Source organism: Pseudomonas sp. 1928-m (assembly GCF_029269135.1).
Lineage (GTDB): Bacteria > Pseudomonadota > Gammaproteobacteria > Pseudomonadales > Pseudomonadaceae > Aquipseudomonas.
Map to the genome: position 1 here is coordinate 422,034 of NZ_JARIXO010000001.1, position 17,380 is coordinate 439,413.

Annotated in this window: 18 protein-coding genes; 10 read left to right on the forward strand and 8 right to left on the reverse strand. The window is 62.0% G+C overall.

The window, feature by feature from the left end; all coding sequences use genetic code 11:
- Positions 1-6: 6 nt before the first annotated feature.
- The 5 genes from P3C18_RS01880 to P3C18_RS01900 form a co-directional block, all read right to left on the reverse strand.
- Positions 7-1,347, reverse strand: coding sequence for a hemolysin family protein (locus P3C18_RS01880; protein ID WP_275960190.1), 1,341 nt, complete (start codon positions 1,345-1,347; stop codon positions 7-9).
- A gap of 69 nt (positions 1,348-1,416) precedes the next feature.
- Positions 1,417-2,724 carry a phosphate regulon sensor histidine kinase PhoR gene (gene phoR / locus P3C18_RS01885; RefSeq protein WP_275960191.1) on the reverse strand — a complete coding sequence of 436 codons (1,308 nt, stop codon included), beginning with the start codon at positions 2,722-2,724 and terminating at the stop codon, positions 1,417-1,419.
- Between the two features lie 56 nt (positions 2,725-2,780).
- Complete coding sequence (gene phoB, locus P3C18_RS01890; protein WP_160013767.1) at positions 2,781-3,470, reverse strand: phosphate regulon transcriptional regulator PhoB; 690 nt, start codon at positions 3,468-3,470, stop codon at positions 2,781-2,783.
- 91 nt (positions 3,471-3,561) lie between these two features.
- Positions 3,562-4,455 (reverse strand): 4-hydroxybenzoate octaprenyltransferase, encoded by an 894-nt coding sequence (ubiA, locus tag P3C18_RS01895; protein ID WP_275960192.1) that lies wholly within the window; start codon positions 4,453-4,455, stop codon positions 3,562-3,564.
- A gap of 111 nt (positions 4,456-4,566) precedes the next feature.
- The gene (locus P3C18_RS01900; protein WP_275960193.1) at positions 4,567-5,121 is read right to left on the reverse strand and encodes a chorismate lyase; all 555 of its coding nucleotides are present in this window, start codon (positions 5,119-5,121) and stop codon (positions 4,567-4,569) included.
- A 215-nt stretch (positions 5,122-5,336) separates the two neighbouring features.
- Here P3C18_RS01900 and P3C18_RS01905 point away from each other — a divergent pair, with 215 nt between their 5' ends.
- The 7 genes from P3C18_RS01905 to P3C18_RS01935 all read left to right on the forward strand — a co-directional run bounded on the left by P3C18_RS01905 (position 5,337) and on the right by P3C18_RS01935 (position 9,604).
- Positions 5,337-5,504, forward strand: coding sequence for a rubredoxin (locus P3C18_RS01905; RefSeq protein ID WP_090240746.1), 168 nt, complete (start codon positions 5,337-5,339; stop codon positions 5,502-5,504).
- Between the two features lie 254 nt (positions 5,505-5,758).
- The gene (locus P3C18_RS01910; protein ID WP_275960194.1) at positions 5,759-5,926 is read left to right on the forward strand and encodes a rubredoxin; all 168 of its coding nucleotides are present in this window, start codon (positions 5,759-5,761) and stop codon (positions 5,924-5,926) included.
- Between the two features lie 63 nt (positions 5,927-5,989).
- Positions 5,990-7,138, forward strand: coding sequence for an FAD-dependent oxidoreductase (locus P3C18_RS01915; RefSeq protein WP_275960195.1), 1,149 nt, complete (start codon positions 5,990-5,992; stop codon positions 7,136-7,138).
- Between the two features lie 186 nt (positions 7,139-7,324).
- Positions 7,325-7,597: an HU family DNA-binding protein gene (locus P3C18_RS01920; protein ID WP_090250753.1), complete on the forward strand. Its 273-nt coding sequence runs from the start codon at positions 7,325-7,327 to the stop codon at positions 7,595-7,597.
- Positions 7,598-7,738: 141 nt separating this feature from the next.
- The gene (locus P3C18_RS01925) at positions 7,739-8,131 is read left to right on the forward strand and encodes a helicase (RefSeq protein ID WP_275960196.1); all 393 of its coding nucleotides are present in this window, start codon (positions 7,739-7,741) and stop codon (positions 8,129-8,131) included.
- Between the two features lie 79 nt (positions 8,132-8,210).
- The gene (locus P3C18_RS01930; protein WP_275960197.1) at positions 8,211-8,948 is read left to right on the forward strand and encodes a hypothetical protein; all 738 of its coding nucleotides are present in this window, start codon (positions 8,211-8,213) and stop codon (positions 8,946-8,948) included.
- A gap of 29 nt (positions 8,949-8,977) precedes the next feature.
- Positions 8,978-9,604: a hypothetical protein gene (locus P3C18_RS01935; RefSeq protein WP_275960198.1), complete on the forward strand. Its 627-nt coding sequence runs from the start codon at positions 8,978-8,980 to the stop codon at positions 9,602-9,604.
- A gap of 60 nt (positions 9,605-9,664) precedes the next feature.
- Here P3C18_RS01935 and P3C18_RS01940 read toward each other — a convergent pair whose 3' ends face one another.
- The 3 genes from P3C18_RS01940 to P3C18_RS01950 all read right to left on the reverse strand — a co-directional run bounded on the left by P3C18_RS01940 (position 9,665) and on the right by P3C18_RS01950 (position 14,172).
- On the reverse strand, positions 9,665-11,071 hold the full coding sequence (locus P3C18_RS01940) for an aminoacyl-tRNA deacylase and HDOD domain-containing protein (RefSeq protein WP_275960199.1): 1,407 nt from the start codon (positions 11,069-11,071) through the stop codon (positions 9,665-9,667).
- A 90-nt stretch (positions 11,072-11,161) separates the two neighbouring features.
- On the reverse strand, positions 11,162-13,237 hold the full coding sequence (gene recG / locus P3C18_RS01945) for an ATP-dependent DNA helicase RecG (RefSeq protein ID WP_275960200.1): 2,076 nt from the start codon (positions 13,235-13,237) through the stop codon (positions 11,162-11,164).
- Between the two features lie 8 nt (positions 13,238-13,245).
- On the reverse strand, positions 13,246-14,172 hold the full coding sequence (locus P3C18_RS01950) for a hydrogen peroxide-inducible genes activator (protein ID WP_275960201.1): 927 nt from the start codon (positions 14,170-14,172) through the stop codon (positions 13,246-13,248).
- Between the two features lie 268 nt (positions 14,173-14,440).
- Between P3C18_RS01950 and P3C18_RS01955 the strand changes: the two genes are divergently transcribed.
- The 3 genes from P3C18_RS01955 to nuoC are packed head-to-tail and all read left to right on the forward strand — an operon-like array spanning position 14,441 to position 17,380.
- Positions 14,441-14,854 (forward strand): NADH-quinone oxidoreductase subunit A, encoded by a 414-nt coding sequence (locus P3C18_RS01955; protein WP_090250607.1) that lies wholly within the window; start codon positions 14,441-14,443, stop codon positions 14,852-14,854.
- Between the two features lie 10 nt (positions 14,855-14,864).
- Positions 14,865-15,542, forward strand: a complete 678-nt coding sequence (locus P3C18_RS01960) for an NADH-quinone oxidoreductase subunit B (protein ID WP_108489146.1) — start codon at positions 14,865-14,867, stop codon at positions 15,540-15,542.
- A gap of 56 nt (positions 15,543-15,598) precedes the next feature.
- Entirely contained in the window at positions 15,599-17,380 is a 1,782-nt protein-coding gene (gene nuoC / locus P3C18_RS01965) for an NADH-quinone oxidoreductase subunit C/D (protein WP_275960202.1), read from the forward strand.

A 17,380-nucleotide genomic window follows, 5' to 3' on the forward strand; every position in this document is an offset into this window, starting at 1 on the left:
GGATACTCAATCGAGCTTCAGCACCTTGGCCAGCACGATCTTCGGGCCTTTCATCTTCTTGACGATGATGCGTAGGCCGTCGACTTCCAGCACTTCCTCTTCCTCGGGCATGCGCTTGAGGGTTTCGTAGATCAGCCCGGCGAGGGTTTCCGCCTCGACATGGTCGAGGTCGACGCCGAGCAGGCGCTCGACCTTGGCCAATGGCGTGTCGCCGCGTACCAGCAGCTTGCCTGGCTGATAGGCGAGGATGCCGCGTTCGGCCTTGCGGTGTTCGTCCTGAATATCGCCGACCAGGGCTTCCAGCACGTCTTCCATGGTCAGGTAGCCGATCACCTTGCCGTCGGCCTCTTCGACCAGGGCGAAGTGCGAGCCGCCGATGCGGAACTGTTCCAGCAGGCTGGACAGCGGCATATGCCGACCGACGCGCTCAATCGGGTGCATCAGCTCGGCCAGTTTCAGCGCCGAGGGCAGCATCTCCAGCAAGGAGAGGTGCAGCAGCAGGTCCTTGATATGCAGTACGCCGACATACTCACCACTGGTGTCGTCGTAGATCGGGTAGCGGCTGTACTTGTGCCGGCGGAACACGCTGAACACTTCATCCAGCGCCGCCGCCAGCGGCAGGGACACCAGGTCCTCGCGGGAGTTGGCCCAGTCGACCACTTCCAGTTCGCCCAGCTCCACGGCCGAGGCCAGCACGCGCATGTCCTGATCGCTGGGGTCGCTGGCGCGGCTGGAATGCAGGATCAGTTTGAGTTCGTCGCGGCTGTAGTGGTGCTCATGGTGCGGCCCCGGTTCGCCCTGGCCAGCCACGCGCAGAATGGCGTTGGCACTGGCGTTAAGCAGAAAAATCGCCGGGTACATGGCCCAGTAGAACAGGTACAGCGGCGCGGCCGTCCACAGCGACAGCAGCTCGGGTTTGCGGATGGCCCAGGACTTGGGTGCCAGCTCGCCGACCACGATATGCAGGTAGGAAATGATCGCGAAGGCGGTAAAGAAGGCGATGCCGTGTATCAGCTTCGGCGATTCGATGCCGATAGCCGCCAGCAGCGGTTCGAGCAGGTGGGCAAAGGCCGGTTCGCCGACCCAGCCGAGGCCGAGCGAAGCTAGGGTGATACCCAGTTGACAGGCCGACAGGTAGGCGTCGAGCTGGTTGTGTACGGTGCGCAGGATATGCCCGCGCCAGCCATTTTTTTCCGCCAGGGCATCGACCTTGGTGGCGCGCAGTTTGACGATGGCGAACTCGGCGGCAACGAAAAAGCCGTTGAGCAGCACTAGAAACAGAGCGAATAAAACGAGGCCGAAATCGGCGAAATAGTTGCTGGCGACGTAACTCGTGGAGGGGTCCATAAAGGGTTCGGGTAGTGAATGACCGCTAAAGGGTGGGGGCTGATAGCCGGCTTTGCAAGTAGAGCGCGGTTACTGGCCGCGCCGTACTACCTGCAGCGCGGGGAAGTGGCAGGTGAAGGTACTGCCCTTGCCCAGTTTGCTGACGATGTCCAGCCGCGCGCGGTGGCGCAGCAGCACGTGTTTGACGATGGCCAGGCCCAGGCCGGTGCCGCCGGTGTTGCTGGCGCGGCTGGAGTCGACCCGGTAGAAGCGCTCGGTCAGGCGCGGCAGATGTTTGGCCTCAATGCCTAGGCCGCTGTCCTGCACGCTGAGGTGCGCGCCCTGCTCATCGCCCCACCAGCGCACATGAATCTCGCCTTCGTCCGGGGTGTATTTCACCGCATTGAACACCAGATTGGAGAAGGCGCTGCGCAGCTCGGTTTCGCTGCCCTTGAGCTTGAGATGCGGATCGGCTTCCAGGCTGATGCGGTGATGACGCTCGCCAGACAGCGCCTGGGCATCGTTCTTGATGCTCAGCAGCAGCAGATCGACGGCCACCGGTTGGTTGTCCGAGGGGTAGTCGGTGGCCTCCAGCTTGGCTAGCAAAAGCAGGTCATTCAGCAGGTTCTGCATGCGTCCGCCTTGCTGCTGCATTTGCTGCAGAGCACGCAGCCAGCGTGGATTAACGTCCTCGACGTTATCCAGCAGGGTTTCCAGGTAGCCGGCGATCACCGTCAGCGGGGTGCGCAGCTCGTGGGAGACGTTGGCGACGAAGTCCTTGCGCATCTGTTCCAGCTGATACAGGCGGGTGATGTCGCGCACCAGCATCAGGTGCTCACGGTTGCCGTACTGGGTGATATGAAATTGCAGGCGCAGGCGGTCGCTGATCGGTGAGGGCAGCTCCAGCGGCTCGTTGTAATTATGGTTCTCGAAATATTCGATAAAGCGCGGGTCGCGCACCAGGTTGGTGATCTGCTGGCCGCTGTCCTGCGGGGTTTTCAGCCCCAGGAGTTTCTCGGCGGCGATGTTCCACCACTCCAGGTTGCCGTCGCGGTCGAGCATGATCACCGCATCTTTCAGCGCGGCGGTGGACTCCTGCACGCGGTCGATCACGGCCTGCAGGCGGCCGCGGACTTTCTGGTCGCGGCGCTGCAGGTGGTAGATGCTGTCGAATACTTCGCCCCACAGGCCGTAGCCATCGGGCGGCGCTTCGTCACCCTGGCGGGTGCGCAGCCATTTGTGCAGACGCAGCAGTTGTTGCAAGTGCCAGCCGAGGTAGCCGGCCAGGCCGAGGAGTAAGGTCCAGGCGTATTCGCCGGTGATCAGCCCGAGCAGCAGGCAGACACCGACCAGCAGCAACAAGCGACGTATCAGGGGGCCGCGCCAGTCTTGATTCAATTCAAACTCATCCGCCAATCAATCCTTGTTTGCCGGGCATCATGACGATGCGCGGCCTAGCTCTTGGTGGAGAAACGGTAACCCGTGCCGCGTACAGTCTGCACCAGATTCTCGTAGACCTCGCCAAGGGCTTTGCGCAGGCGGCGGATATGTACGTCGACGGTACGCTCTTCGACATACACGTTGCCGCCCCAGACCTGATCCAGCAACTGGCCACGGGTGTAGGCGCGCTCCTGGTGAGTCATAAAGAACTGCAGCAGGCGGTATTCGGTGGGGCCCATCTCGGCCGGTTTGCCGTCGATGGTCACGCGGTGACTGATCGGGTCGAGCAGCAGGCCGCCGACTTCGATCGGCCCTTCGCTGTCGGTCGGGCCTGCGCGGCGTAGCACGGCCTTCAGGCGGGCAACCAGTTCGCGCGGCGAGAACGGCTTGGTGATGTAGTCGTCGGCGCCGACTTCCAGGCCCTGGATCTTGTTGTCCTCTTCGCCTTTGGCGGTGAGCATGATGATCGGGATGTCGCCGGTCAGCTCATCGCGCTTGAGGCGCCGCGCCAGTTCGATGCCGCTGGTGCCGGGGAGCATCCAGTCGAGCAGGATCAGATCGGGTTTGCGGTCGACGATGATGGCGTGCGCCTGCTGGGTATTCTCCGCTTCCAGGCACTCGTAGCCGGCCATTTCCAGGGCCACGGCGATCATTTCACGGATCGGTGCTTCGTCATCGACGATCAGGATGTTCTTGCCAACCATGGGTCAAGCCTCGGGTCATCTCGCTGTAATGGGCTGCATTAGATAACGGAATTATTGCAGCGATATGACAAGCGCGCGGCAAAGCTTCTTTCTAGCCGCGCAGAGCGTAGTCCAGCACCAGGCCGATAAAGATCGCCAAGCCCGCCCAGTGGTTGTGCAGAAAGGCATTGAAGCAGGCCATCGGCTTGCGGTTGCGCGTCTTGTGAAACTCCCAGGCAAAGCAGCCGGCGGCCACCAGCAGGCCGAGGTGGAAGTACAGGCCCAGCTCGAAGCGCGCTGCCGCCAGCAGCAGGCAGAGCAGCGCCAGCCCCTGGAGGGTGACGATAATCAGGCGGTCGGCATCGCCAAACAGAATGGCAGTAGAGCGCACGCCGATCTTCAGGTCGTCCTCGCGGTCGGCCATGGCGTAGTAGGTGTCGTAGGCCACCGTCCACAGCAGGTTGGCGATATACAGCAGCCAGGCTTCCGGCGGCAGATTGCCGGTTTCGGCGGTAAACGCCATCGGCATGCCCCAGGAGAATGCCGCGCCCAGTACTACCTGCGGATAGAAGGTGTAGCGCTTCATAAAGGGGTAGCAGGCGGCCAGAGCCAGGCCGCCGAATGACAGCCAGATGGTGGTGGCGTTGGTAAACAGCACCAGCACGAAGCTGGCGGCCACCAGTACGGCGAACAGAATCAGCGCTTCACGCGGCTGGATCTTGCCGCTGGCCAGTGGGCGGGCTTTGGTGCGGCTGACGTGGCCGTCGAAGTTGCGGTCGGCGTAATCGTTGATCACACAGCCGGCGGCGCGCATCAGCAACACGCCGACCACGAAGATAAACAGGTTTTTCGCGCTCGGTACGCCCTCGGCCGCCACCCACAAGGCCCACAGCGTTGGCCACAGCAGCAGGTAGATGCCGATGGGCTTGTCCAGGCGCATCAGCTGAATAAAGTCCCAGGCGCGCGGGTGCAGGCGGTTGAGTGAATGCAGCAGGCGGGTATACATCGAGCGCGTCTCCATGCGAGGTGCGACTGATTATACGGACGGCGTAGGGTGGATCACGCTTTATCGATCCACCAGGGTGGCTGCAAGGTGGAAGTAAAAACGACATCCACCCTACGGCGTGTCGAGCTCGGCGGCCTGCCAGAATTCGGGTAAGAACACCTCGGCCACCAGCACCCCCAGCGCACCACGGCTAAAGCACGAGCGGCGTGCCCACAGGCGCTCGCTGCAGGCTTCCGCTGGCAGCCACTGCGCTGGGTAGCGGCACACCTGCAATTCGCCGCGATCAAAGGCGCGGTCGCTGAACAGCAACTCACCTAGCGAGCGGCTGCCGAGTTGGTCCAGCGCCAGGCCCGAGCCTTCCAGTACGCTGCGCGCTGCCACGCTGCGGGCGAATACCCAGGGCTGGCCGTGGCCGCGCAGGTACACCTCGCGCACCCAGCCCTGGCTGCCGCTGACCACGCCCAGCGCGCTGCATTCATCACTGCGCAGGCGCTGCCAGCCTTCCTGCAACGGGGTGACGCTGAAGCCATCAGCCGACAGGGCGGTCAGCCGTCGCGTCAGCGAATCTTCATTGAATAGCCAATCGCGCACCGCAGCAGTGGGCGCAGGGTGCAGTTGGCTGGCAGTCAGCCAGCGCGGCGGATGAGCGAGAGCGGCGTGGGGCACGGGCAGGTTTCACCGTAAGCAGAGGCGCGCGAGTCTAGCATGGCCCTTGCGCCCGGACAGGTAGCAGCAGGCGCGGCGATTGGCCGCGACATCGGGCAGAACCCGACTTTGGTTGGCCCCGATGACGGGCTATTCATCGCCCGGCGGCTTGGCGCACCTGCACATATGCGGTAGTTTCCCCGGCGCAATAGCCGTGTGATCCGCCTGAGGTAGTTATGAAGAAGTGGCAATGTGTGGTCTGTGGACTGATTTACGATGAGAGCCAAGGCTGGCCTGATGAAGGCATCGCCGCTGGCACGCTCTGGCAGGATGTCCCGGAAGACTGGCTGTGTCCTGACTGTGGCGTGGGTAAGCTTGATTTCGAAATGATCGAAATCGGCTAAGAACCGTCTCCGATCTGCTGCGCGTCGGCGCTGCTGCGTTAAAAACAGGCCGGGACGCGGCGTCTCGAAATGCTCATTTACAGCCGTAAACTCCGCTTTCTCGCCTGTTTTTGCCTTGCATCGCTCTAGCTCGCGAGATCTGAAACCGGTTCTGAGTCCAGGCTGTGACAAGCGGCGACCCAAGGGTCGCCGTTTTGTTTAGTGAGTGCGCATACTTAACACCTCGAACGAGCTGAATAAGCGCCGAGGTGGCTATGCGCAAGTGGCAGTGTGTGGTGTGCGGTTTTATCTATGACGAAGCCCTCGGCCTGCCCGATGAAGGCATCGCCCCTAGCACGGCCTGGGAAGATATCCCCGCCGATTGGCTGTGCCCCGATTGCGGCGTCGGCAAGATGGATTTCGAGATGATCGAGATCGCCTGAGCCGCGTCAGCCCTGAAATCTATTACGGCCGCCGCAGTGCGCGGCCTGTGTGAGGAATGCAGCATGAGCGCACCTGTCGTCATCGTCGGCACCGGCCTGGCCGGCTACAACCTGGCCCGTGAGTTTCGCAAGCTGGACAGCGAAACCCCGCTGCTACTGATCACCGCCGACGACGGTCGCTCGTACTCCAAACCCATGCTGTCCACCGGCTTTGCCAAGAACAAGGACGCCGATGGCCTGAGCATGGCCGAGCCGGGCGCCATGGCCGAACAGCTCAAGGCGGAAGTGCGCACCCATACCCGCATCAGCGGCATCGATGCGGGCCACAAGCAGCTGTGGATCGGCGAAGAAGCCGTGCCCTATCGCGACCTGGTACTGGCCTGGGGCGCCGAGGTGATTCGTGTGCCGGTGGAAGGTGATGCCGACGATGCGATCTTCTCGATCAATGATCTGGAGGACTACGCACGCTTTCGCACGGCGGCTGCCGGCAAGCAGCGCGTCCTGCTGCTGGGCGCCGGACTGATCGGTTGTGAGTTTGCCAACGACCTGAGCCTGGGTGGCTATCAGGTCGAGCTGGTCGCACCCTGCGAACAGGTGATGCCAGGCTTGCTGCATCCGGCTGCCGCCGCTGCAGTTCAAGCGGGTCTGGAAGGGTTGGGTGCGCGTTTTCACCTCGGCCCGGTGTTGGCCAGCCTGAATCACCAAGGCGATGCGTTGGAAGCCCACTTGTCCGACGGCACGCTGATCGAGTGTGACCTGGTGCTGTCTGCCGTGGGGCTGCGTCCGCGTATCGAGCTGGCGGCTGCGGCCGGGCTGGCGGTTAATCGTGGGGTGGTGGTGGATCGCCAGCTACGTACTTCGCACGCCAATATCTACGCCCTGGGCGACTGCGCCGAGGTCGATGGGATCAACCTGCTCTACGTCATGCCGCTGATGACCAGCGCGCGCGCCCTGGCGCAAACCCTGGCCGGCACGCCGACGGCGGTGAGCTACGGGCCGATGCCGGTCACGGTAAAAACCCCGGTCTGCCCGCTGGTGGTCTCGCCGCCACCACGCGGCCTGCAAGGCGAGTGGCGCGTGGAGGGCAGCGGCGCCGATATCAAGGCGCTGTGCCATGACAGCAGTGGCGCGCTGCTCGGTTATGCCCTCACCGGTACGGCCGTGCAGGATAAATTGGCCCTGAATAAGCTGCTGCCTGCGCTTTTGGCCTGAATGGCGGACGTTCTGTCGGATATGCCACAAAATTGCCTGGTTTAACTGTCGGACAAGACTGGCGCAGGGCCCAATGGCATGCCATCCTCCCTCAGTCTGCCGCAGCCTAGAGCTGTTGCGGCGCCTTGGTATCTGCTCGCGCAGAGCAGCCCGGACACAACAACAAAAAACCGTAAAGAGGCATTTATGCGTAAACCGGAACTCGCCGCCGCTATCGCCGATAAGGCGGATCTGACTAAAGATCAGGCAAACCGTGTACTTAACGCGGTACTCGAAGAAATCACCAACGCACTGAACCGCAAGGACAGCGTCACTCTGGTGGGCTTCGGTACTTTCGTGCAACGCCATCGCGGTGCTCGCACCGGTAAAAACCCGCAAACCGGCGAGCCGGTAAAGATCAAGGCCAGCAACACCGTCGCCTTCAAACCGGGCAAGTCCCTGAAAGACGCGGTCAACTGAGTCCTCAGGCCCGGGGCCTTTGGCTCCGGGCTGCACCACCCCCGGCCAGCGTGTTCACGCCCTTCTTTCAGCCGGATGTAGTCCCCGCCGCAAACCGCTACAATGCGCCGCCTTTTCCCTACCCTTTGCGAGGCCTCGCGCATGAAATTCCGTTTTCTTCTGTGGATGCTGGGCCGTCTGATGGCCAAGGCCAGCCGTGAAAACCCGGCATTCCAGCAACAACTGGTCGACCGCGATATGGTCTTTCAGCTGCACACCCTGGACGGCAAAGTTGCCCGTCACTTCATCGTCAAAGACCAGCGCATCACCAGCAAGCGCGGCCCGGCTACTGAGCCTGCCTTCGCCCTTGGCTTCAAGGATGCCGCCTACGGTTTCGCCACCATGAGCGCGAAGAACAAGCAGCTGGCGTTTATGCAGGGCATCCAGAACAAGGACATCCAGATCCAGGGCAACCCGGCATTGGTGATCTGGTTCCAGGGTCTGACCAAATACCTGATGCCGAAAAAGAAAGACGCCGCCAAAAAGGCCGCCTGAGCCTCACCGCCGCGCGCCAGGGCTGGCCGGCGCGCGCTGCTTTCGCTAGGCTGGGCATAGCCCTAGTGAGAGTTTGCCCATGCGTCTGCTGCTAAGTGTCCTGCTGTTTACCACCGCCCTTGCCCATGCTGCACCTCCCAAAGCCGAAGCCTTTGCGCCGTTATTCGAGCTGGCCGGTATCCGTTTGCTCTGCGAACAGAGTGCGCCGCTTGTGCAGCGCGGGTTGAGCGATAAACAGCAAGCGCAGTTGGCCAAGGTGTTTGCCGCCGATGGCCTGTGCCTGGACTTGGCCAAGAAGCTGACCGGCAAGCTCGATCAAGCCCAGTTGGAACAGGCCAAGAGCCTGCTGGAAAGCCCCCTGGCGCAGAGCTTTACTGCCGCCGAGCGTTCGGTCGGTGAGGGCGGCGCAGAAGGCTTGGCGGCCTATCGCAAACAACTGGGCGAGCGCCCGCCGCGTGAGGAGCGACTGGCTCTGGTGCGGCGCCTGGATGCCGCCGCACACACCACTACGCTAGCCACCTTGTTGCGTTATGAAGTCGGCAAGACCCAGGCGTTTCTGGCCTTGCAGGGCCGTGGCGAAAGCATCGACGAGAAAGCCCTGAGCACTCAGACCAAGGCGCAGGAAGACGCGCTGCGGGCCTCCAGTTCCGAGGCGGTGGAGTCTTTTATGCTCTACGCCTACCGGCAGATGCCCAGTGAAAAACTGGCCGAATATGCCGCCTTGTATGAGCAGCCAGCCGTGGCCCAGTTGCTCGATGGCAGCGTGCAGGTGCTGCCGGAGTTGTTCGCTGCACGGCGTGCGCAGCTGAAGAAGTAGTCAGGACATATTCGATGGGCACCCGATCAATGGACGAAGTACGTGCCGATTACATTTCCTCAATGGGGCAAGAGCTCGGTGTTGGTTTCTATGTTCTCCACATAGAACTCATAGAACTTCATGTCCTCTGGCAGCAATATCGGCAGCTTTTCGGAGATACAGCGGACACGGTTCAGTTGCTCAATCGAACGGCGGGGTTATTTTTTAAGATCGTGCAAGACGAGCTATGGGATAGCGTGCTCCTTGGTGTATCACGGATGACGGACCCACCAGCTACAGGCAAAAACAAGAACCTAACCGTACAGTCGCTTCCATTACTTATTACAGATCCCGTGCTAAGGGTAGAAGCTCAGTTACTCTGCGCTAAGGCTGTAGCGGAGGCAGCATTTGCCCGCGAGCATCGCAACAAGCGTATTGCACACCAAGATCACAACTACCTCAGCAACCGGAACTCCAGCGCTCTAAGTGGGATCAGCAGGGCTGCAGTCGAGAGCATGTTAGCTGCGCTACGCGGCGTTCTGAATCATCTCGAGAATCACTTTCGTGACAGCACTGTCATGTATGAGAACTTCGTCGATGATAGCGGAGCGAGGTTGCTAGTTAACAAGCTGAGTAAGCTAGAGCGGCTTCAAAGCGTAACTGGAAGCGCCTCTTAGCTAATCGTATTCGACTGCAACAACAAAGGGGCCCGTAGGCCCCTTTGTGTTTTCTGCGTTTTAGTGTGCCGGGTGGAATTGCGCCGCCAGTTCGCGCAGCGCGACTTCGGCGGCTAGCACTTTGCTTACGGCTTCTTCGGCCTTGTCCCGGCTGATGCCGAGGTTGTCGAACAGGCTTTGCGGAATCTCGCTCTGCGGGCCGGCGCCGATGCCGCGATTGCGCAGCAGGCTGACCGACAGGCACACCAGGTTCGGGTAGGTGGCGTGGGGGCCGGTGTATTCAGGGTCGTGCTGGAAGCGCAGGGCGCTGGCCAGTTCTTCCGGCATATCCCAGTAGCGCATCAGCCAGGCACCGATCTGTTCGCGGCTGATGCCGAGCAGATGCTGCTCGATATAGCTGTGCGATAGGTGCGGGTTGACCTCCAGATGCCGGCAGATCAGCGAGAAGTGCGGCGGAAACACGTGCGCCAGCACCAGGTAGCCGAAGTTGTGCAGCAGGCCAGCCAGGTAGGTCAGGCCGGCTTCCGGGCGCTGTGCGCGCGGGATGGCGCGGGTCAGACCCTCGATCACCGCAGCGCTGTAGATCGCCTGTTGCCAGTAGGGCGTGGCCTGTTGCGGATGGTCCTTGGGCAGGCTCAGGGTTTTACCCAGGGCCAGGCCAAGGGCCAGATTGATCACCAGATCAAAGCCGAGCACGCGGACGATGGCGTCTTCCACCGAACGGATCTTGCCCGGCGCGGCGTAGTAGGGCGAGGCGGCCCAGCTGACCACCTGAGCGGCCAGCGCCGGGTCGGTTTCGACCACGCCGGTGATGTCATCCACCGTGGCATCCGGGTCGACGCGTAGCTTGATGATCTTCTGCGCGGTTTCCGGTAGTGGCGGAATCTCGATGGTTTCTTCCAGGCGTTGCTGGATGCGCCGCGCGGTAAAGGCCTGCACCGCCAGGGTGATCTCGGCGCGGTCGTCGTCCGGGCGATCCAGGTTCAGGCGGATATTGCTCAGTGGCTCGCCGAAACGTGCAGCACTGGCCTTGCTTAGCAGGCTTTTGAAGGCCTCGGTGCTCAGCTCCAGCAGCACACCGCGCTGGCCGGACTCGATATACAGACTGGGCACTTGCAGCAGACGTTCGTCATACAGGCAGGGCGAGCTGGTCAGCGGCGGCAGGCCGGGCAGCACTTTCAGGCTGTGCTTGCCGAGCATGCGCTCCAGGCGCTCTGGTTTGACCGCAGTCAGCTGGCGGCCAGTCAGTTCGGTCAGGCGATTGAGGTCGAGCAGCTGGCTCTGTGGATAGAGCACCAGCAGCGCGCCGACGGCGTCATCCAGCAAAACCGCCTGTAGACGTTGTGCGACCGGCAGACCGGGCACATCACGGCAGATTTGGTAGGGCAGGCCGAGCTTTTCCAGTAGTTGCAGAATCACCGCTGGCGGGCGCGGAGCGGTGTCGGTAGCTAGGGCAAGTTCGGTCATGACGGTATCCAGCAGAAGTAGCAATACCCCGAGTATAAACAGCGGGATGAGTAAAATGCGGCGCAGGCGACGGTTGTCCTGTGCGCGGGTTCACACTTGCCCGTATTGTTGGCCATGCCGCAGCCAGCGTTCAAGTAGCGGGCTGACATGCTGTGGCCAATGTTCCAGCAGTGCCTGCGCGGCGTCGCGTACCGCCGGCAGCAGGTCGGCATCGCGCATCAGGTCGGCCACCTTGAACTGCAGCAGGCCAGTCTGGCGGGTGCCAAGCATCTCGCCGGGGCCGCGCAGTTCCAGGTCTTTTTCAGCAATCACGAAACCATCGCAGGTCTCGCGCATGATGCCAAGGCGCTCGCGGCCCAGCTGCGACAAGGGCGGGTGATAGAGCAGCAGGCAATGGCTGGCGGCGCTGCCACGGCCGACCCGACCGCGCAGCTGGTGCAGCTGGGCCAGGCCCAGGCGTTCCGGGTTCTCGATGATCATCAGGCTGGCATTGGGCACGTCGACGCCGACTTCGATCACCGTGGTGGCCACCAGCAGTTGCAGCTGGCCCTGTTTGAATTGGTCCATCACCGCAGCTTTTTCTGCAGGCTTCATGCGCCCGTGGATCAGCCCCACATTCAGCCCGCCGAGCGCTGCGGATAAATCCTCGAAGGTGGTTTCCGCGGCCTGGCAGGTCAGCTCTTCGGACTCTTCGATCAGCGTGCACACCCAGTAGGCCTGGCGCCCTTCATTACAGGCCAGGCGCACGCGCTCGACCACTTCCAGGCGGCGGCTGTCGGCGATCACCAGGGTATTCACTGGGGTGCGGCCCGGCGGCAGCTCGTCGAGGATCGAGGTGTCGAGGTCGGCGTAGGCGCTCATCGCCAGGGTTCGCGGGATTGGCGTGGCGGTCATGATCAACTGGTGTGGGCACATACGCCCGCCGATGCCTTTCTGTCGTAGGGCCAGGCGCTGCTGCACGCCGAAGCGGTGCTGTTCATCGATGATCACCAGGGCCAGCTTGGCAAAGCGCACTTCCTCCTGAAACAACGCGTGGGTGCCGACCACCATGGGCGCGCCGGCGGCGATCTGTTCCAGGGCACTGGTGCGGGCCTTGCCCTTGAGCTTGCCAGCCAGCCAGGCGACCTCCAGACCCAGCGGCGCCAGCCATTTGCTGAAGTTGATGAAATGCTGCTCGGCAAGAATCTCGGTCGGCGCCATCAGTGCGACCTGATAACCGGCTTCCAGCGCTTGCAGTGCGGCAAAGGCGGCGACCACGGTCTTGCCAGCGCCGACATCGCCTTGCACCAGGCGCAGCATCGGCTCGCTCTGGCTGAGGTCATAGGCGATTTCCGCGCCGACCCGCTGTTGCGCGCCGGTGGGGGTAAAACCCAGGTTGGCCAGGTATTGCTGCGGCAGGCGTTTCGCCAGCGGCAGCGCTGGAGCCTGCTGCGCGCGCACGCTTTCGCGCAGACGCTGCAGCGACAGTTGATGGGTGAGCAACTCCTCGAAGGCCAGGCGGTGCTGGGCCCAGTGACGGCCTTCGGCGAGTTCTTCCAGATCGGCATCCGGCGGTGGCCGGTGCAGGTAGCGAATCGCCTGGTCGAGCGGGCTGAGCTGGTAGTCGTCAGCCAGTTCACGCGGCAACCAATCCGGCAGGCTATGCGGGCCCAGGCGCGCCAGGGCCTGTTCGCTGAGCTGGCGCAGGCGTTGCTGGGTCAGGCCTTCGGTGGTCGGGTAGATCGGCGTCAGGGTCTGTTCCACGGCAATCGGCTCGCTGCCGCACAGCGCGCGGTATTCCGGGTGATAGATTTCCAGCCCCGATGAACCAGGGCGCACTTCGCCGTAGCAGCGCACCTGGGTGCCGCGTTTGAGACCTTCTTTCTGCGCCTGGCTGAAGTGGTAGAAGCGCAAGGAGAGGGTGCCGCTGCCGTCCTGCAGGCGTACCAGCAGGCTGCGCCTGCGACCCATGACTACATCGGCGCCGGCGACTATGCCTTCAACTACTGCGTCCTGACCGGGACGCAGCGCGCCAATCGGCACGATGCGGGTACGGTCCTGATAACGCAGCGGCAGGTGGAACAGCACGTCCTGCAGGGTTTCCAGGCCGACCTTGGCGAGTTTTTCGGCCAGAGCCGCACCCACGCCTTTCAGCGCGGTGACAGAAACCGCGGCCAGCTCGGTCATGGCCTGTCTTAGCTGCTCTTAGGCAGTGGTTTGGCCACCGAGCACAGGCGGATCGAGTCGGTCAGCACTTCGATGGCATTCGGCCGTGGGAAGCTGGCGCGCCAGGCGATGGCCACGGTGCGGAACGGCGCGGGCGGGCTGAGTGGGCGCACTTCAATCACGCCGGGAGCGTAGTGGTGGCTGTCGACCGCGGAGAACGGCAGGATCGACACGCCGAGGCCCGAGGCGACCATGTGGCGGATGGTTTCCAGCGAGCTGGACTCCACAGTGGTGTGCTTGGCGCTGTCTTCGCCGCCCTTGCGCAGGGTTGGGCAGGCTTCCAGCACCTGATCGCGGAAGCAGTGGCCTTCACCGAGCAGCAGCAGGCTCTTGTCGTTCAGCAGCTTGCTGTCGATGGTTTTCATCGCGGCCCAGGGGTGGCCGGCGGGCAGCAGGGCGTAGAACGGCTCGTCATACAGCGGCTTGGTCAGCACATCGGCTTCATGGAACGGCAGGGCGATGATGATCGCGTCCAGCTCGCCATTGCGCAGTTTGTCGCGCAGCACGTGGGTGAAGTTCTCTTCGATATACAGCGGCATCTGCGGGGCGACGCGGTGCAGTTGCGGAATCAGATGGGGGAACAGGTAGGGGCCTACGGTGTAGATCGCGCCGATTTTCAGTGGCGCGGCCATCTGGTTCTTGCCGGCCTGAGCCAGCTCGCGGATGCCCTGGGCTTGCTCCAGCACCTTCTGCGCCTGGGTGACGATGCCTTCACCGACCGGGGTCAGACGCACTGCGCTCTTGCTGCGTTCGAAGATCAGCACACCCAGCTCATCTTCGAGCTTCTTTACCCCCACCGACAGCGTCGGCTGGCTGACGTGACAACGCTCGGCGGCGCGGCCGAAGTGCTGTTCCTGAGCGAGGGTGACTATGTAGCGCAGTTCGGTGAGGGTCATAGTCTTTATCCATTGAGATGCAGCCAAGCATAGCGGCTGTATTCAATGGAACCAACTGCTGATGCGCTTCAGCGCCCGTGCTTGATGTGTTGGACGGGTTTTGGCGATTGGCTACGCGTTTATGTCGCTTTGTGAACAGAAAATAATTAGTTACTAAAACGTTGTGCGAATAGAATTGCGACCATACTTTGCGGGCGACCCAGCTTGGGGTTCGCACTCGCCACAATAAAATTATACAAGCCGTTCCTTTTACCCAAGGAGTACCGGCATGCCTGATGCGGTAACGACCATGTCCCATAACTGGGCTTTTGCTGTGTTTCTGCTCGGAGTTTTCGGGCTTATCGGCTTTATGCTCGGGCTGTCCAGCCTGCTGGGGAGCAAGGCCTGGGGTCGCAGCAAGAATGAGCCCTTTGAGTCCGGCATGTTGCCCGTCGGCAGCGCGCGTCTGCGCCTGTCAGCCAAATTCTATCTGGTCGCGATGCTCTTCGTGATCTTCGACGTTGAAGCCCTCTTTCTCTTCGCTTGGGCAGTTTCGGTGCGCGAAAGCGGCTGGGCTGGGCTGATCGAAGCTACAGTCTTTATAGCAATTCTGTTGGCAGGTCTTGTCTACCTTTGGCGGATTGGGGCGCTCGATTGGGCACCTCAGGGCCGTCGCGAGCGGCAGGCGAAGCTAAAACAATGAGGCTTTGGCGATGCACTACAAACTTACTCGGATCGATCCGGATGCGCCTAATGAGCGCTATCCGGTCGGCGAGCGGGAGACTGTTTCCGACCCGCTGCTAGATGATCAAGTCCACAAGAACATCTACATGGGCAAACTTGCCGATGTGCTGAATGGTGCAGTGAACTGGGGGCGCAAGAACTCCCTATGGCCGTATAACTTCGGCCTGTCCTGCTGCTATGTGGAAATGACCACCGCCTTTACCGCGCCGCACGACGTAGCCCGGTTTGGTGCGGAAGTGATTCGAGCCTCCCCACGCCAGGCGGACTTCATGGTCATCGCCGGCACCTGCTTTATCAAGATGGCCCCGGTCATCCAGCGCTTGTACGAGCAGATGCTGGAGCCCAAGTGGGTGATCTCTATGGGCTCCTGCGCCAACTCTGGCGGCATGTACGACATCTACTCCGTGGTCCAGGGGGTCGATAAGTTCCTGCCGGTCGACGTCTATATTCCCGGTTGCCCGCCCCGTCCCGAGGCATTTCTGCAAGGCTTGATGCTGCTGCAGGAGTCCATCGGTCAGGAGCGCCGGCCGTTGTCCTGGGTAGTCGGTGATCAGGGTGTTTACCGTGCCGACATGCCTTCGCAGAAAGAACAGCGTCGCGAGCAGCGAATCGCCGTGACCAATCTGCGCAGCCCCGACGAAGTGTGAGCCTGGGCTCGCTTGAGCCCGCCTACTGACGCCGTTGACCGATAGCGACCGAGACCATGACTGCAGACAGCATTCTGTCCATACCGCCGTACAAGGCTGACGACCAAGATGTGGTCGTCGAACTGAATTCCCGTTTTGGCGCCGAGGCCTTTACCGCACAGAGCACCCGTACCGGCATGCCGGTGCTGTGGGTGGCCCGCGAGCGGCTGGTCGAGATCCTGACCTTCCTGCGCAATCTGCCGCGCCCCTACGTCATGTTGTATGACCTGCATGGCGTCGACGAGCGCCTGCGTACCCAGCGTCGCGGTCTGCCGGGTGCGGATTTCACCGTGTTCTATCACCTGATGTCGCTGGAGCGGAACAGCGACATCATGCTCAAGGTTGCCTTGAACGAGCGCGACCTCAATGTGCCCAGCGTCACCAGCATCTGGCCCAATGCCAACTGGTATGAACGCGAAGTATGGGACCTCTACGGCATTCACTTCAGCGGCCACCCGCACCTGACGCGGATCATGATGCCGCCGACCTGGGAAGGTCACCCGCTGCGCAAGGACTACCCGGCGCGCGCCACCGAGTTCGATCCGTTCAGCCTGACTCTGGCCAAACAGCAGCTGGAAGAAGAGGCCGCGCGCTTCAAGCCGGAAGACTGGGGCATGAAGCGCGGCAGCGAGCATGAGGACTATATGTTCCTCAACCTCGGCCCCAATCACCCGTCGGCCCATGGTGCGTTCCGCATTATTCTGCAGCTGGACGGTGAAGAGATCGTCGATTGCGTGCCCGAGGTTGGTTACCACCACCGCGGCGCCGAGAAGATGGCCGAGCGGCAGAGCTGGCACAGCTTTATTCCCTACACCGACCGCATCGACTACCTCGGCGGGGTAATGAACAACCTGCCGTACGTGCTGGCCGTGGAAAAACTCGCGGGCATTACCGTGCCGCAGCGGGTCGACGTGATCCGCATCATGCTGGCCGAGTTCTTCCGCATCACCAGCCATCTGTTGTTTCTCGGTACCTATATCCAGGACGTCGGCGCGATGACCCCGGTGTTCTTTACCTTCACCGACCGTCAGCGCGCCTACAAAGTGATCGAAGCCATCACCGGCTTCCGTCTACACCCGGCCTGGTACCGTATCGGTGGCGTCGCTCACGACCTGCCGCGTGGCTGGGATCGTCTGGTTAAGGAGTTCGTTGACTGGCTGCCCAAGCGCCTCGACGAGTACGAAAAGGCCGCGCTGCAGAACAGCATTCTCAAGGCGCGGACCATCGGTGTGGCGCAGTACAACACCAAGGAAGCGCTGGAGTGGGGCACCACCGGTGCTGGCCTGCGCGCTACGGGCTGCGACTTCGACCTGCGCAAGGCGCGGCCGTATTCCGGCTACGAGAACTTCGAATTCGAAGTGCCGCTGGCGGCCAATGGCGATGCCTATGACCGCTGCATGGTGCGTGTGGAAGAGATGCGTCAGAGCATCAAGATCATCGATCAGTGCCTGCGCAATATGCCGGAAGGCCCATACAAGGCCGATCATCCGCTGACCACGCCGCCGCCGAAAGAGCGCACGCTGCAGCACATCGAAACCCTGATCACTCACTTCCTGCAGGTTTCCTGGGGCCCGGTGATGCCGGCCAACGAGTCCTTCCAGATGATCGAGGCGACCAAGGGCATCAACAGCTACTACCTGACCAGCGACGGCAGCACCATGAGCTACCGCACGCGCATTCGTACGCCGAGCTTCCCGCACCTGCAGCAGATCCCTTCGGTGATTCGCGGCAGCATGGTCGCCGACCTGATCGCGTACCTGGGCAGTATCGACTTCGTTATGGCTGACGTGGACCGCTGA

Coding starts and splice junctions, on each gene's coding strand:
- P3C18_RS01905 (WP_090240746.1), top strand. CDS start 5,337: ATGAAGAAGTGGCAATGTGTGGTCTGTGGACTGATTTACGATGAGAGC.
- nuoC (WP_275960202.1), top strand. CDS start 15,599: ATGACTGCAGACAGCATTCTGTCCATACCGCCGTACAAGGCTGACGAC.
- ubiA (WP_275960192.1), bottom strand. CDS start 4,455: ATGTATACCCGCCTGCTGCATTCACTCAACCGCCTGCACCCGCGCGCC.
- P3C18_RS01925 (WP_275960196.1), top strand. CDS start 7,739: ATGAAATTCCGTTTTCTTCTGTGGATGCTGGGCCGTCTGATGGCCAAG.
- P3C18_RS01930 (WP_275960197.1), top strand. CDS start 8,211: ATGCGTCTGCTGCTAAGTGTCCTGCTGTTTACCACCGCCCTTGCCCAT.
- P3C18_RS01880 (WP_275960190.1), bottom strand. CDS start 1,347: ATGGACCCCTCCACGAGTTACGTCGCCAGCAACTATTTCGCCGATTTC.
- recG (WP_275960200.1), bottom strand. CDS start 13,237: ATGACCGAGCTGGCCGCGGTTTCTGTCACCGCGCTGAAAGGCGTGGGT.
- P3C18_RS01960 (WP_108489146.1), top strand. CDS start 14,865: ATGCACTACAAACTTACTCGGATCGATCCGGATGCGCCTAATGAGCGC.
- P3C18_RS01910 (WP_275960194.1), top strand. CDS start 5,759: ATGCGCAAGTGGCAGTGTGTGGTGTGCGGTTTTATCTATGACGAAGCC.
- P3C18_RS01940 (WP_275960199.1), bottom strand. CDS start 11,071: ATGACCGAACTTGCCCTAGCTACCGACACCGCTCCGCGCCCGCCAGCG.
- P3C18_RS01915 (WP_275960195.1), top strand. CDS start 5,990: ATGAGCGCACCTGTCGTCATCGTCGGCACCGGCCTGGCCGGCTACAAC.
- P3C18_RS01950 (WP_275960201.1), bottom strand. CDS start 14,172: ATGACCCTCACCGAACTGCGCTACATAGTCACCCTCGCTCAGGAACAG.
- P3C18_RS01920 (WP_090250753.1), top strand. CDS start 7,325: ATGCGTAAACCGGAACTCGCCGCCGCTATCGCCGATAAGGCGGATCTG.
- P3C18_RS01955 (WP_090250607.1), top strand. CDS start 14,441: ATGCCTGATGCGGTAACGACCATGTCCCATAACTGGGCTTTTGCTGTG.
- P3C18_RS01935 (WP_275960198.1), top strand. CDS start 8,978: ATGGACGAAGTACGTGCCGATTACATTTCCTCAATGGGGCAAGAGCTC.
- phoB (WP_160013767.1), bottom strand. CDS start 3,470: ATGGTTGGCAAGAACATCCTGATCGTCGATGACGAAGCACCGATCCGT.